Source organism: Sphingomonas sp. URJC2 (genome assembly GCF_059803575.1).
This window is the reverse complement of the sequence record NZ_JAPFGX010000003.1, coordinates 75,507-89,957: the sequence shown is the minus strand read 5'-3', so window position 1 is coordinate 89,957 and position 14,451 is coordinate 75,507. Positions and strand designations below refer to the sequence as shown.

Genomic DNA, 14,451 nt, shown 5'->3' with positions numbered 1-14,451 from the left:
AACATTCTGACATTCAGAAAAGGGCAAAAATGATATTCCGCCTTGCTGTCGTTTCTGCCGCAACATGCCTCGCTGCGCCGTCGCTTGCGCAACGTAGCGCAGACCAGGATAATAATGCCGGACGCGACGAAATCGTCGTGAACGGTCAGAATTTTGTCGTGCTGAACACATCATCCGCGCTGAAATCCGATGCGCCGATCATTTCGACGCCACAATCCGTATCGGTGGTCAACGACGAGTTCATCGACTCGCTCAATCTTTGAACCGTTGCTGAGTCGCTTGGCTATACGTCAGGGGTGCGGGCGCAGACATTTGGAAGCAATACCCAGATCGAATATTTCCAGATCCGCGGCTTTGCGAACTCAAACTTTTTCAAGGACGGGCTCGTCCTGTACAACGCCGGAGCGTTTCTGTCCTGGACGACGCCGGCCGAAGGCATCGAGCGGCTTGAGGTGCTGAAAGGCCCATCCTCCGTCCTCTATGGTGCCGGCAGCGCCGGCGGACTGGTCAATATCGTGTCCAAGACGCCGTCACGCCGCCGGGTCGTCGCGCTGGAGGCCGGTGCAGACGAATATGGCTCCGCCTATGGCTCGGCCGATATCGGCGGCGCGATCTCGGATAACTTGGCAGTGCGGGCCAATGCGCTGGTCAGGCGCGGCGATACCCAGGTCGAACTTGCCGATGACAATCGCACCTATGGTGCTCTCGCACTGGGCTGGACGCCGACCGACAGGACCGTGCTGACGCTGCGGGCCAGCCATGTGCGTGACCGGTCAAGGCGGCCGACCGGGTTTCTTCCCTATGCCGGCTTTGTGACGCCGCTGCCCGACGGGCGGAAGATTCCGATCGACCTGTTCGTCAGCGATCCTGCGATCGATGCCTATGATCGCGATCAGACCGAACTGGGTTACACGTTTGAAACCAGCCTCAATGACCAGCTGAGGTTCGTGTCCAACGGCAGATACGCCGAGATCGATCTGATTTACACCGGCTTGTTCGGATCGTTCACCGGCAACCCCGCGCTGGTGCGCGGCCGCTATGTCATCAACCGGGGAAATGCATCGCTGGATGCAGAGCTTGACAATATCACGGTCGACAACCGTCTCGATATGCGCTTCGCGACAGGCGCATTCGGTCATCAGCTGCTTGTCGGGATCGATTACAGCGCCTCGCGCAACCGGAATACGAACCGGTCCGGGACAGCGCCGGCGCTCGACATTTTTGCGCCCGTTTATGGCGTCGCGATCCCGGCTCTCGGGCCGGCCACGACAACCCGTCAGGATCTCGACCAGACGGGGATCTATGTGCAGAACCAGATCAGCTTGGGCGGCCTGACCGCCCTGCTGTCCGCGCGACACGACTGGATCGGCATCACGGGGATCGCCGCGAACGGACGTGTTGCCCGCGGCGAACCGGGCAAGACGACATACCGGGCCGGCCTCAGCTATCTGACCCCGGCCGGTCTCGCGCCGTTCATCAGCTTTGCCACCTCGTTCACGCCGGTCATTGGGGTCGAGCTTGCCACCGGCCGCTACTACCGGCCCGAAACGGGCAAGGCATGGGAAGCCGGGCTGAAATATCAGGCCAATGCCTTCCCGCTGCTGGCGACGGCATCGCTTTTCTCGATCGAGCGGGACGGGATCCTGGTTTCCAACCCCGTCGCCGGATTCCCGACCAACCAGAGCCAGCTCGGTCTCGTCCGTTCGCGCGGCGGCGAGCTTGAGCTGCAGGCGCGGCCGGTCCCGACACTGAACATCACCGCCGCGCTCACCGCGTTCGACATTCGCAATCGCGCCGGTGCCGTGGCAACGCTCGACAAGGCACCAACCGCAACGCCCGAGTTCGTGGCCTCGGCCTTTGTCGACTACACGCTGGCCGAAGGCAGCTTTATGCCCGGCCTCGGCCTCGGCGCGGGCGTGCGACATGTCGGGCGCAGCTGGGCCGACACGCTCAACACACTGCCCGTACCCGCCGTGACCCTCATGGACGTAGCGATCCGTTACGACATCGGCGCGCTGCGGATTGCGGCGAATGTATCGAATGCGTTCAACACGGCTTTCGTCGCGGCCTGTCCGGCCCCGGGGACCTGTTATTCGGGCAATCTGCGACGCGCCACGCTCAGTCTCACCTATCGGTACGGAGATCCGCGATGACGGGCCTCGATCGTCGGCAGCTGCTCACGCTCGCGGCATTGACCGGTGCCGCCAGTGCGGTGCCCGCCCTTGGACAGGACAGGCGGGCCAGCGATCCGATGGCGATCCCGCCGGATGCGCCCCAGATCGCCATGCTTGTGCACCCCAACATGGTCGCACTTGACCTGATCGGGCCGATGACCGTGTTCAGCATCATGCGCGCGCGGGTCAATCTGGTCTGGAAGGACCTCAGCCCCGTCACGACCGATATCGGCCTGCCCGTTGCCGCGACCCAAAGCTTTGCGGACGTTCCACCAAATCTCGATGTCCTGTTCGTGCCAGGCGGGCTGATGGGCACCATTGCCTGCATGAACGATCCCGAGGTCCTGGCCTTCCTTGCCGACCGCGGCGCGCGGGCGAAATGGGTGACGAGCGTTTGCACGGGCAGTCTTGCGCTTGCCGCAGCGGGCCTGCTCAAAGGCTATGGCGCGACATCACATTGGCGCGTGGCCCGGCATCTGCCGAAAATGGGCGCACGCCATATCGATCAGCGTATCGTCATCGACCGCAATCGGATGACAGGGGGCGGCGTGACGGCAGGGATCGACTTCGGCCTCACGCTCGCCGCCCGCCTGAAGGACGAGGAAACAGCCCGGCGCATCCAGCTGATCCTTGAATATGCGCCAGAGCCGCCATTCCGGAACGGGACGCCGCAAGAGGCCGGGCCGCAGCGCGTTGCCGAACTGACCGGGCGCATGAGTTTCATGGACGCCAAAGTCGACGCTGCAGTCGCATCTGCCGCCAGGCGGCTTGGCACTGCGCGATGACCGGACTGCCCCGGATCATCGCAAGCCACCGCGTCATCGCTGGCGCCGCTCCCGGCAACAAGGAAACCAGATCGTGACCAGTAAGAAGCTTTTCGTGGGTGCCCTGTCGGCGCTGATCATGGCCCCGGCTCAGGCGCAGCCCGTCACCCAGCCGGTCGAGATCCGGTTCGATGCGCATGTCGGTGCTGAGGCCGCGCGCTGCGGTCAGGCCTATACCGGCATCGGCATCGCCAAGGCGGGGCTGCGGTTTCAGGACATCCGCGTCTATGTCTCGGCAGTGCGGCTGATCGCTGCCGACGGCAAGGAGGTCCCGGTGACGCTGACGCCGGACGATCAGTGGCAGAATGACCAGGTCACCCTGCTCGACTTCGAAGACGCGACCGGCAATTGCAATGGGAGCGCCGGCACCAACCGGGTCGTGCGCGGCACGGTTCCGCAGGGCCGCTATCGCGGCCTCGTGTTCGAGATCGGCGTGCCGCGCGCGATCAACCATCAGGACCCCACCTTGGCTGCGGCGCCGCTCAATGTCACGGGCATGACCTGGCCGTGGCGGATCGGCTACAAGTTCATCGGCATCGATCTGGAGACGACCGGCGGCAGCGGCGGCCCGAATGCGGCGACCGGATTTTCGGTCCATCTGGGCAGCACCGATTGCGGCGACGGCCCGCCAATGGCGGCCCCCAGGGTCGCCTGCGCCAACCCCAATCGCCCGGCCTATCGGCTGCCCCGCTTCGATCCGGCCAGGTCGGTCGTCGTGCTGGACATCGGTGCGCTGCTGGCCGGGACCGACATCACGGTGAACGCGCCCAAATCGGCTTCTGGCTGCATGGCCTTTCCCGGCGATGCCGACTGCGCGGCGATCTTCGACCGTCTGGGCCTCGCCTGGGCGGGCAAACCGTCGGCCGGCCAGCAATGGGTGCGGGCGGACTGACCATGCAGTTCGCATCCCGCCTGGCCCTGGCTGTGGCAGCATTGATCCTGGCCTTCAGCGTCGTTCACGCGCAGCAGCGGACGGGCGGCCTCGACCCGATCGACGCGCTGGTCGCCAGCACCCATGATTTCGGCCTGCCCGGCTGGGCACCCAGGCCGATGGAGCCTGCCGCCAACCGGACCACGGCGGCCAGGATCGAACTCGGGCGGCACCTGTTCTATGACACGCGGCTGTCGCTGGACGGATCAATGGCCTGTGCGAGCTGTCATGAGCAGGCGCGTGCCTTTACCGATGGCCGGGCGACCTCTCCGGGCGTCACCGGGCAGCAGACGCCGCGCAACGCCATGTCGCTGGCCAATGTCGCCTATTTCCCGGTGCTGACCTGGGCCAACCCGCTGATGAAGCATCTGGAACAGCAGGCGATTGTTCCCCTGATCGGGCAGGAACCGGTGGAACTCGGCCTTGCCGGCAGGGAAGCCGACATGGTCCGGCGGCTGGCCGCCGAGCCGATTTACCCGCGATTGTTCGCCAACGCATTCCCCGAAACCGGCGGCGAGATATCACTGGCGACCGTGGTGCGGGCGCTGGCGGCGTTTCAGCGGTCTCTCATCTCGCTGCGTTCGCCCTATGACCGCTACCGGTATGAGGGCGATGTCGATGCGATTTCGGACAGCGCGATCCGCGGTGAGGCGTTGTTCTTCTCCGAACGGCTGGAATGCCATCACTGCCACAATGGCATCAACTTTGCCGATACCGTGCTGCATGAACGCAACAAGGCCGGCGAGATCGCCTTCCACAACACCGGCCTTTACAATCTGGATGGCAAGGGCGCGTATCCCGCACCAAACATCGGCATTGCCGAGATCACCGGCCGGCCCGAGGATATGGGCCGGTTTCGTGCGCCCAGCCTGCGCAATGTCGCGGTGACCGCGCCCTATATGCACGACGGATCGATCGCGACTCTCGACGAGGTGATCGATCATTATGCGGCCGGCGGGCGCACGATCGCGGCCGGGCCGCATGCCGGCATCGGCCGCGCCAATCCGCTCAAAAGCTCCTTCGTTCCGGGCTTTACCCTGACGCCCGGGGAGCGCGCGGATCTGCTCGCCTTTCTGACATCGCTCACGGACCGGCAATTCCTGACCGACCCCCGCTTCTCGGATCCCTGGACGAACAAGGAGGTGCGCAAATGAACCCTGGTTTCGGCATCGCCGCCGCCATCGCAATGGCCGTCGTGCCGGCAACGTCCGCACTGGCGCACACCGCCCTCAAACGCGCCAGCCCCGCCAGCGGCAGCGTGCTCACCCAGTCGCCACCAGTCCTGACCTTGACCTTTCTGCAGCCGACCCGGCTGACATCGCTGGTGCTGGTCACGGCGGCGGGCGAGCGGGCGCTGCCGTTCAAGCCCGGCGGCAGTGCGCGGACCTTCTCTGCCGCCAGGCCAGGTCTGGCGCGCGGCCGCAACGAAATCCGCTGGCGCGCCCTGTCGCAGGACGGCCATGTCGTTGAAGGCAGCATCATTCTCGTGCTGAGGGTCCCAAAGCCCTGATGCTGGATATCCTCGCTGCCATCATAAGAGGCGTCAGCTATCTTGCCGTGCTTGGCGGCGCCGGGATTGTGATCGCGGGGGTGACCCTGCCCGGCGATGCGCGGTCACCTGCCCGCGCCATCGCGATGCTGGTGCGCGGCGCCGGCGGCCTCGCCATGCTGTGCGCGGCACTGACGGCCTGGCTATTCGTCGCGCGGCTGGGCGGCATTGCCGACCCGGCCGCTCGTGACGCGGTGGCATGGTCGCCGGTCGGCGCGGCGCTGGCGCTCCAGTTTTTGGGCGGTGCCATGCTCGCGGCGCTGTCGGCCCCGGGCGCCATGCGTGTTGGCGCGATCGTGCAGCTGCTCAGCTTTGCCGTGGTCGGCCATTCTGCCACGCTCGGGCCGGTCAGTGCGCTAACCGTGCTCGTGCATGTCACGGCGGCGGCATGGTGGCTGGGTGGCCTTGTTCTGCTGCGCATGGCGGGCACGGGCCTGCCGCATGAGCGCCATGTCCTGCTGGTTGCCGGGTTCAGCCGCCAGGCGATCTGGGTGGTGGCGGCACTGCTGCTTGCCGCGACCCTCACCGCAGCCATGTTGCTCGACTGGACGGTCGATCTCGGCCGGACCTATGACAGGGGGCTGGCGCTCAAGGCGGCGCTCTCTTCATCGCTGCTCGCACTGGCCGGCATCAACCGGTTTGCGCTGCTCCCGCGGCTGGCCGCCGGCAGCCGGCCCGCGCGCTGGCTGGCGCGCACCGTAGTCGCAGAGCTGCTGATCATCGCGGCGATCCTGGCAACGACTGCCTGGCTCACAGGTTTCCAGTCGCCCCACAAGACAGACCATGCCGCCAGCGCACCACCGCCCATCGAGGGCCCGGTAGCGATCATCGACGCCTGGGCGCCCGCCTCGGTATCCGGCCTGGGGACGGGCGCGGGTTACCTGACGATCGTGAACAACCAGGACGCCGATGACCGGTTGATCGGCGCGAGCAGCCCCTGGGCGGACGCGCTCACGCTGCACCAGTCGCGGCAGAATGGCGGCATCGTGAGAATGCAGAAGATCGCATCGCTCAGGCTGCCCGCGCATCAGCGCACCAGATTGGCGCCCGGTGGCCATCATCTGATGTTCACCGGCCTGTATTCACCGCTGGTGGCGGGCGACTCCGTCCCGGTCACGCTGACCTTTGAACGCGCGGGCACGATCTCAATCACGCTCAAGGTTGGCAAAATCGGCGATCAGGCCCCGCACCGGCATTGACGTCAGACCCGCGACAGTCGGGCTGGATCATGTCGCGGGCGCGAGGCTGCTTTACGAACCTCTCCACGGCCCCGATATGGCAAGGGTCATTGCCGGGCTGTAGAGATTGACGAACAGCACCCGTCCATCGGGCGAGAAACAGGCACCGGCAAGCTCGGTCTGCAGGCGGCAGCGCCCGATGGTATAGACCTGGCCGGAAGGGGTGACCCCGCGCAGATGATTGTCGACGGGATCGGTATATTGATCCTCGCAGACGACCAGATGGCCATTGGGCGCGACCGTCAGATTATCCCCGAAGTTGAACATTGCCGGGCTGGTCGATTCCACAAAGTTTTCGAGAACACCGGGCCGCTCGCGCTCGCCCGGTTGCCCTTCCTGCGGGCTGGGCCGGTAGCGAAAGATCTGGCCGAGCTTTGCTGCGCCACCTGAGGTGCAGCAGAAATAAAGTTCGCCCGCCCCGAAATGAATGCCCTCGCCCCGCGCAAAGCGGGCCGCCCCGGCCGCATGGCCGCGCCGGCGCAGATCGTCATCGGCGCTGTCGGTCCCGTCGAGGTCGATCCAGCGCACCGGGCGCGTCGCCCGCGCCGGGAAATCAAGCCCGGTCCAGTTGCGGGTGTCGTCCCCCGCCATCAGCGCAAGCGCCTGAAGCCGCCCGCCCTCGGCCAGCCGGCCGCGACGGGCAGGCAGAAAGCGGTAGAACAGCGAGTCGCTGCGATCCTCGGTCAGATAGACGATGCCGGTGGCCGGATCGACAGCCACAGCCTCGTGATTGAACCGCCCCATCGCCTTGAGCGGCACGGGATCAACCAGCCCGCGCGCGGCGGCCGGCACTTCGAACACCCAGCCATGGTCCTTGCCCACCCCGTCCCCGGCGCGGGTGACATCCTCCTCGCAGGTCAGCCAGCTGCCCCATGGCGTGGTCCCGCCCGCGCAGTTGCGGATGGTCCCGGCAAGGCTCTGGAACTGGGCTTCGACCCGGTTGCGCGCGACGTCGTAGATCAGCGTCGATGTGCCCCCGGGAAGCGCGGTGCCGTCGGCCAGCCGGTCATAGCTGGCGGCCACGGCCCGCCCATGAAACGGGCCGGCATCCTGGTGGCGTGGCCCCAGTTCATGATTGCGCACCAGAATGACACGGCCGCGCCCGGCCGCAAAACATCCCATGCCGTCGGCGCGGTCCCCGACGACATGGCCATCGTCCATCCGGTCGCCCAGCCGGGAGATGATCCGGTACCGATAGCCCGGGAGCAGATCCAGAATGCCGTCAGGGTCCGGCACCAGCCCTGCTGGCGGTGATGCCGCCAACGGGCCGGCCCGGCTGGCGCAGCCGGCCAGCCCGGCAAAGGCGGCCATGGCAAGCGCCGTCGTAAAGTCTCGGCGGTTCATGTCGCATCTCCGCTGGCGGGTGGATGGGCGGGGCATATCACAATCGGTCAGGCCAGCGTCATGCCAGCCGGCTGATCAGCTCGGCATCGGCGCCGGGGCCGGTCCAGTTGGCGAAGAATGTGGCGAGCCGCTCCGGATCGATGTTGCGCGTGATGAAGACGATGCGGCTGCGGCGATCCTCGCCGGGCCAGCCATCGAGCCGCACCGGCGGCGCGATCAGGTGCTGGACAATGTGGATGACGACCGGATGGTCGGGATAGTCGGCAATCGCCACCAGTCCCTTGACGCGCAGCAGATCCGGCCCCTGATGGGCGGCAAGCAGCTCAAGCGCGAACGAAAACGCTGCCGGATCGAGCGGCTGGTCGATCGTCAGACAGAAGGCACTGATCTCGTCGGAGTGACGGTTCACGTCATCGGCGTGGTCGTGGCGGTGATCATGGGCATGATCGTGCGCATCGCCATGGCCGTGCCCCTCGCCCGGGTGATGGTGATGCCCGATATGGCGCTGCGCATAGGCTTCCGCATTTAGCCACTGGACGACCTCGGGCGGCCTTGTCGCAGCATCGAATCCGGTCAGGCCGTCGACCGCATGTCTCAGGTCGAAGTCCGGGGCGCGCGTGTCGGCGATGGCGGCCCCCGGCGCGCGGCGTGCAAGGTCGGCGCGCAAGGCCGGCAGGGCGACGCGCCCTGCCGCCATGTCGGTTTTGGTGATCAGCAGGCGGTCGGCAATCGCCACCTGCCTTGCCGCTTCGCCATGCGCTGCCAGCGTTGCCTGCCCGTTGACCGCGTCAACGACGGTGATCACCCCGGCCAGCATGAACCGGGCGGCGATCCGCGGATCGGCCAGCAGCGTGTGGACGATCGGCGCGGGATCGGCGAGACCCGTGGTCTCGATGATCAGCCGGGAGAATAACGGCAGCTCCCCCGTCTCCGACCGGTGATGGAGCATCAGCAGGGCGCGGCGGACGTCGCCGCGCACCGTGCAGCACAGGCAGCCCGAGGTCATCTCGACGATCGGATCGTCGGGAAGATGCTCGACCAGCAGATGGTCCAGCCCGATCTCGCCAAACTCGTTGATGATGACGGCAGTGTCGGAAAATCGCGGATCGCGCAGCAGCCGCGACAACAGGCTGGTCTTTCCCGCTCCCAGAAAACCGGTGAGAAGGATGACCGGGATGCGCGAACCGCCCGTCACTGGCCGGTCGCCCGCGCGGTCTGGCAGGCGGCGCACAGCCCCACGACCTCCAGCACCAGATGGAGCCGGACATAGCCATGGGCGGCCCCCAGATCGAGCAGCCGGTCAACCTCGGACGGCCGGGGAACGGGCTGGATCGCCTGGCAGCAGGAGCAGATCAGCATGAGATCGCCGGGCACGCCCGCTTCGACCCGCATCCAGCCACGCGAGGATTCGACGCGGCGTATGCGTCCTTCATCCTCAAGCGCCCGCACAATCCGATACACGCTGAAGGGAGACACCGATCGGCCAAGATGCGTGCTCAGCGCATCGCGCAGCGCATAGGCGCCCATCGGCGTGCGCCGGCCCGCCAGAGCATCGAGGACGAGCGCCCGCGAAAGCCGTTCCCCCCGCGCGCGCTGCGGGCTTTTGCTCTGGCTTCGCTGCAGCATCGCAGTATGTTATGTGACAACATACCATTTGACAAGATATCCTGCCAGGCCCGAAACTGCCCGGGCGTTGATTTCGCCCGCTGGACAGGAAGGCGTGCGGCGTGGCCTTTCCCGCGGCCGCCTGCGGCCATTTTTAATCGTCTGGCGGCCGCCTGCCGCCGCTGGCAACGCTCGTTCGGTGCGCCAGACCGGCAAGCAGCCTGTTCGCCGTCCGCGCAAGCAGGCATGGTCGGTCCGGCGTCTCTTTTCACTCGTCAGCCAGAGGTTCAGCTGTGCGTCTTTCCCTGATCGTTGCCCGGACGGCGTGGTTCGCCGGGCTGCTTGGAGTGGCCGGCCCGGGTGTCGCCGCGCCGTACGCGCCGTCCCTCCAGCCGCCATTGCCGGCACCGGCGGCGAAGCCCCTGTCCGAACCTCCGTCCGCCCATCTGCCGGCCCCCCTGCCCCCGGCCTTGCCATGGTCCGGCCGCAGCGAGGCGCTGGTCGTCGCCGCCGATGATCCATGGATCACCCCGGCAGAAGCCTCGGGTTTCGCCGACACGCCCGACTATGCCGCGACGCGGGCATGGCTCGACCGACTGGTCGCTTCATCCCCCCTTCTGTCGATTGAAAGCTTCGGCCGGACCGCCCGGGGCCGCGAACTTTATGCCGTGCGGGCGCGCAAGGGCGATGGCGGGAAGCCGGTCGTCCTCGTCCAGGCCGGCATCCATTCGGGAGAGATTGACGGCAAGGATGCCGGGCTGATGCTGCTGCGCGACATTGCACTGCGCGGCAAGGAGGGGCTGCTTGACAGCGTCGACCTGGTGTTTGTGCCGATCTTCAACGCCGACGGCCATGAACGATCCTCTGCCTGGAGCCGCCCCAACCAGCGCGGCCCGAACAGCCAAGGCTGGCGGACCACGGCCCAGAACCTCAATCTCAACCGCGACTATCTGAAGGCCGACAGTCCGGAAATGCGGGCGATGCTCGGCCTCATCCGCCGCCTCGATCCGGTCCTGTATCTCGATCTGCACGTGACCGATGGCACCGATTACCAATATGACATCACCTACGCCTTTGCCGGCTGGCGCGGGCTGTATGCGACGGCGCCCGCCATCGGCCGCTGGCTTGATCAGCGGCTGCGTCCGGCGGTCGATGCCGCCCTTGTCCGGCATGGCCATGTGCCGGGCTATTATGTCAGCGCGGTCGACAATCGCGACCCGGCCCGCGGCATCCTTCACGACCCGGAAAGCCCGCGCTACTCCACCGGCTATGGCGATTTCCGCCGCATGCCCACGGTGCTGGTCGAGACGCACGCGCTCAAGCCCTACCGGCAACGCGTGCTCGGCACCTACATCCTCGTCGAGGAAGTACTGCGCCTTGCGGGGGCCGAGGCCGCCGCGCTGCGCACCGCGATCGCGGCCGACCGGCAGCAACGGCCGGCGGAGCTGGTGGTCAAATGGCAAAGGCTGACCGACCCGATCTACACCGTCGATTTTCGGGGTGTCGCCCATGAGATGTTCCGCTCGCCGGTATCGGGACGCGACGAAATCCGCTGGCTCGGCCGCCCGGTCCGCCTGAAAATGCCGGTGTTCGGCGAGGCACCGGCGCAAAGTGTGCGGTTGCCGGCAGCATGGTGGGTGCCGGCCGAGGCCGACAAGGTGATCGAGCGGCTCGACCTGCACGGCATCGCCTATGAACGGATCGCCACCCCGCGAACGCTCCGTCTCGACATGGTCCGGCTTGCCGAACCCGGATTCAGGCCCGCCAATGAAGGGCATGTGCCGCTCGACGCGCGCCTGACCCATGAATGGCGCGAGGAGCATTATCCGGCAGGATCGGTCCGCGTGCCGGCCGACCAGCCCCTCGGCCTGCTCGCCGCAGCGCTGCTGGAGCCGGAAAGCCCGGAGTCGCTGCTGGCGTGGAACTATTTCCCCGAAATCCTGCAGCGCACCGAATATATGGAAGGCTATGTGATCGCGCCGATGGCCGAACGGATGCTGGCGGCCGATCCAGCCTTGCGCGAGGCGTTCGAGACGCGGTTGCGCATGGATCCGGCATTCGCCAACGATCCCGAAGCGCGTCTGGCGTGGTTCTACGAGCGCTCCCCTTATGCCGACGCGCGCTACCTCCTCTATCCCGTGGGGCGCGAACTCGGCCCCGATCGGCGGCAGCCGGTGCAGTCAACGGCAATGACCGGCAGACGCGCTGGGGGGTGATGATGGCCTCGACGGAAGCCGCGCTCGCATTCATCAAAGGGCTCGGCGCGGTCCACGCGATGAGCCATGCAGCAGGCCGGCTCAAAGACCTTAGGCCACACCACGGCACACTCAGTGCCCTATTCTTTGCAGCGGTTCTCCGGTTCAATGCTGACATGCTCCCCCTGATTTTCCTTCACGCGCAGTAAGAGCCTGGCCTGCACATGAGCTGCTCCGCGTTGTCGGACCACTGGCCGGCCTTCATCCAGCTTTTACCGGCAGCGGCGGGCCATGTGCCGTCGACCGGTTCAGCAGCGATATCGGCGGCTTGTTGCCGATCGCGCAATGTGGCCGCCCCTCGTTGCGGTCACTACGCCAGCCCCGGCAGCGGCAAACCGCTTTGGTTCTGGCCGTCACACGATCCCCAGCGCACTGAGTGTGAAGGCAATGCGTTCTGCCTGCCACCGTCTGGCTGTCATGGGATCAGCCGGGGCCCAGTGATTGCCGTCCCGATCCAGTCTGAGCGCCAGCCGGTTCTCGGGATGCGCCGCGCGCAGGCGGGCGACATATTTGAGCACGCCCTGCCAGGGGATGCGCACATCGGCGAGCGAGGCGGTCAGATAGACTGGCGGCAGCTTCCGGTCAGGAAGGTTCTGGTAGGCGCATAGTCGCAGCACCCGTCCAAAGGCAGCCGGATCGCCCGCCACATCGCCGACTTCCGATCGGTCGGCGGCAGAGGCTGCTGTGCGCGTATCGAGGAGACCAGTCAGCACATCGAGAAACGGCACATTGGCCATCACCCCGGCCCACAAATCGGGCGCGCGGTTCAGTGCCGCGCCGACCAGCCAGCCTCCGGCCGATGAGCCCGAGCTGACCAGCTTTCCGGCCGGCACGATCCCCTGCGCGGTCAGCGCGCGGGCGCAGGCGATGAAATCCTCAATCGGCTGCCCGCGCCGCTCCCCGCGGCCTGCCTCGTGCCATGCCCCGCCCAGATCGCCGCCGCCGCGCACATGGGCGATGACATAGGCGACCCCGCGCGTCAGCAAGCTGAAGCGTTGCGGATCGAAATCGGGATTTTGCGGAATGCCATAGGCACCGTAACCGTAAAGCACCGCGCCGCGCAGGGATTGTCCGCGCGGCCGGATCATCGACATCGGGATGATCGTGCCGTCGGGCGCGTTCGCGAACAGCCGTTCGGCGACGAAGCCTCGGGGCGGGCCTGAGGCCGGCGCGAGCGGTGCGAGGGTTCCATCGGCGAAGCTGTATTCGGACAGGGCCTTGGGCGCGGTGAAACTTTCCACCCCGAGCCGGAGCCTGTCCGGATCGGGTTCGCGGTTGGCTTCCGGTCCGGCGGTCCAGCGATCGAACCCGGCCACCGTGACAGCCTCCGGAAAGTTCACGATCCGCCATGTCCCTGCTTCCCGGTCGAGCACCCGCACCCGGCTTGCGCCTTCATGGCGCTCGGCCAGCACCAGATGACGCCGGAAAGCCTGATGCCATGTCATGCCGGTGCGATCCTGTGCGGGCAGCACCTCGCGCCAGCGATCCGGCTGCGCCAGTGGCGCGGTGACAAGGCGGAAATTGGGATGCGTGTCGTTGGTGAGCATGTCGAGCATCTCACCGCCGCCGTGATCGACGACATAGGTGCGGCCTGCCCTGCGGAGACTGACAGGCCGGGGTGTCTCGGGCTTTGCGCGGTCGAGCAGCCAAACCTCCTCGGCAGAGGTCTGTCCGGTGTTGATCAGGGCAAATCGGCCGGACGTTGTCTGGCGGATCTCGACGAAGAAAGCAGGATCGGTCTCAGTGAACAGCACTGGCCCCGCATTTTGCGGCTCACCCAGCCAATAGACCCGCGCTCGCCACGCTCGGCCTGATGCATCGACTTCATTGTAGATGATCCCTCGGCTGTCGGCGGTCCAGACCAGACGCTCCGAGGTGATGGACACCCCGACGTTCCGGATCGTATCGCCCAGCAGCCGACCCGTCGTAAGGCTCTTGAACCGGACGGTGTAGATTTCGGGCGTATCGAGAACGGCAAAGGCAAGCATGGTCCCATCGTCTGACAGGCCCCAGGCCGCGAACTCTCCGATCGGACGGCCATCGGCACCGTGCTCGGCGGCATCGAGCAGAAGCTGCCGTTTGCCGCCCATGCGGTCAACGCGCCAAAGCTGCCTTCCGCCTGCCTCCCATTGGCTCCAATAGCCATAGTCGCCATCCCAAACTGGCGCAGGTGGGCGCACGGGAGGGACCGCCGCATCGGCTTCGGCGAGCAGCGTCTTCACCAGTCCGTCAAGCGGGGCCATGACCCGTTCGGAGGCGGCAGCAAGCTCTTCCATAAGCTGCGCGACCTGCGGATCATCGAGCGCAGCCTCGTCCAGCCAGCCAAAGGGATCGGTGATGGTCACGCCGTGGACCACACGGGTGCGCGCGCCGGATGCGGCCCGTTCCTTCGCCAGAACCGGGATCAACGGCATGCCCGCCAACAGTCCGGCCCCCGACAGGCCCTTGATCACAATACGGCGGCTGGGTGCTGCGGCGGGAGGAGGCATCGGTGCAGGGCTCCATTCACGAAGGAGCCGCCTGATCGCCGT

11 protein-coding genes and 1 pseudogene are annotated in these 14,451 nt (G+C 66.5%); 8 read left to right on the top strand and 4 right to left on the bottom strand.

Annotated features, from left to right (window positions below):
• Positions 1-29 precede the first annotated feature (29 nt).
• From OPU66_RS02605 to OPU66_RS02575, 7 genes and pseudogenes are all read left to right on the top strand, one after another.
• Positions 30-263 carry a hypothetical protein gene (locus OPU66_RS02605; protein ID WP_498552053.1) on the top strand — a complete coding sequence of 78 codons (234 nt, stop codon included), beginning with the start codon at positions 30-32 and terminating at the stop codon, positions 261-263.
• 12 nt (positions 264-275) lie between these two features.
• Positions 276-2,153: pseudogene (locus OPU66_RS02600) on the top strand (TonB-dependent siderophore receptor); the annotation flags it as partial.
• On the top strand, positions 2,150-2,959 hold the full coding sequence (locus OPU66_RS02595; protein WP_498552052.1) for a DJ-1/PfpI family protein: 810 nt from the start codon (positions 2,150-2,152) through the stop codon (positions 2,957-2,959). The pseudogene OPU66_RS02600 and the gene OPU66_RS02595, both read left to right, overlap by 4 nt.
• A gap of 73 nt (positions 2,960-3,032) precedes the next feature.
• Positions 3,033-3,890 (top strand): MbnP family copper-binding protein, encoded by an 858-nt coding sequence (locus tag OPU66_RS02590; protein WP_498552051.1) that lies wholly within the window; start codon positions 3,033-3,035, stop codon positions 3,888-3,890.
• 41 nt (positions 3,891-3,931) lie between these two features.
• On the top strand, positions 3,932-5,083 hold the full coding sequence (locus OPU66_RS02585; protein ID WP_498552050.1) for an MbnH family di-heme enzyme: 1,152 nt from the start codon (positions 3,932-3,934) through the stop codon (positions 5,081-5,083).
• Positions 5,080-5,439 (top strand): copper resistance CopC family protein, encoded by a 360-nt coding sequence (locus OPU66_RS02580; protein WP_498552049.1) that lies wholly within the window; start codon positions 5,080-5,082, stop codon positions 5,437-5,439. Before OPU66_RS02585 ends, OPU66_RS02580 begins: the two co-directional genes overlap by 4 nt.
• 125 nt (positions 5,440-5,564) lie before the next feature.
• On the top strand, positions 5,565-6,677 hold the full coding sequence (locus OPU66_RS02575) for a copper chaperone PCu(A)C domain-containing protein (protein WP_498552048.1): 1,113 nt from the start codon (positions 5,565-5,567) through the stop codon (positions 6,675-6,677).
• Positions 6,678-6,728: 51 nt separating this feature from the next.
• On the opposite strand, the gene OPU66_RS02570 is transcribed toward OPU66_RS02575, so the two are convergent.
• The 3 genes from OPU66_RS02570 to OPU66_RS02560 are packed head-to-tail and all read right to left on the bottom strand — an operon-like array spanning position 6,729 to position 9,686.
• Positions 6,729-8,060, bottom strand: a complete 1,332-nt coding sequence (locus OPU66_RS02570) for an alkaline phosphatase PhoX (protein ID WP_498552047.1) — start codon at positions 8,058-8,060, stop codon at positions 6,729-6,731.
• Positions 8,061-8,118: 58 nt separating this feature from the next.
• Positions 8,119-9,255 carry a CobW family GTP-binding protein gene (locus OPU66_RS02565; RefSeq protein WP_498552046.1) on the bottom strand — a complete coding sequence of 379 codons (1,137 nt, stop codon included), beginning with the start codon at positions 9,253-9,255 and terminating at the stop codon, positions 8,119-8,121.
• Positions 9,252-9,686, bottom strand: a complete 435-nt coding sequence (locus tag OPU66_RS02560) for a Fur family transcriptional regulator (RefSeq protein WP_498552045.1) — start codon at positions 9,684-9,686, stop codon at positions 9,252-9,254. The genes OPU66_RS02565 and OPU66_RS02560 overlap by 4 nt, the downstream gene beginning before the upstream one ends.
• A 272-nt stretch (positions 9,687-9,958) precedes the next feature.
• Between OPU66_RS02560 and OPU66_RS02555 the strand changes: the two genes are divergently transcribed.
• Positions 9,959-11,881: a M14 family metallopeptidase gene (locus OPU66_RS02555; protein ID WP_498552044.1), complete on the top strand. Its 1,923-nt coding sequence runs from the start codon at positions 9,959-9,961 to the stop codon at positions 11,879-11,881.
• Between the two features lie 392 nt (positions 11,882-12,273).
• Here OPU66_RS02555 and OPU66_RS02550 read toward each other — a convergent pair whose 3' ends face one another.
• Complete coding sequence (locus OPU66_RS02550) at positions 12,274-14,373, bottom strand: prolyl oligopeptidase family serine peptidase (protein ID WP_498552043.1); 2,100 nt, start codon at positions 14,371-14,373, stop codon at positions 12,274-12,276.
• Between the last annotated feature and the right edge of the window lie 78 nt (positions 14,374-14,451).

Excerpts from the sequence above, each read along its gene's own strand:
- OPU66_RS02605 (WP_498552053.1), top strand. The coding sequence starts at position 30 with ATGATATTCCGCCTTGCTGTCGTTTCTGCCGCAACATGCCTCGCTGCG.
- OPU66_RS02575 (WP_498552048.1), top strand. The coding sequence starts at position 5,565 with ATGCTGGTGCGCGGCGCCGGCGGCCTCGCCATGCTGTGCGCGGCACTG.
- OPU66_RS02595 (WP_498552052.1), top strand. The coding sequence starts at position 2,150 with ATGACGGGCCTCGATCGTCGGCAGCTGCTCACGCTCGCGGCATTGACC.
- OPU66_RS02560 (WP_498552045.1), bottom strand. The coding sequence starts at position 9,686 with ATGCTGCAGCGAAGCCAGAGCAAAAGCCCGCAGCGCGCGCGGGGGGAA.
- OPU66_RS02570 (WP_498552047.1), bottom strand. The coding sequence starts at position 8,060 with ATGAACCGCCGAGACTTTACGACGGCGCTTGCCATGGCCGCCTTTGCC.
- OPU66_RS02580 (WP_498552049.1), top strand. The coding sequence starts at position 5,080 with ATGAACCCTGGTTTCGGCATCGCCGCCGCCATCGCAATGGCCGTCGTG.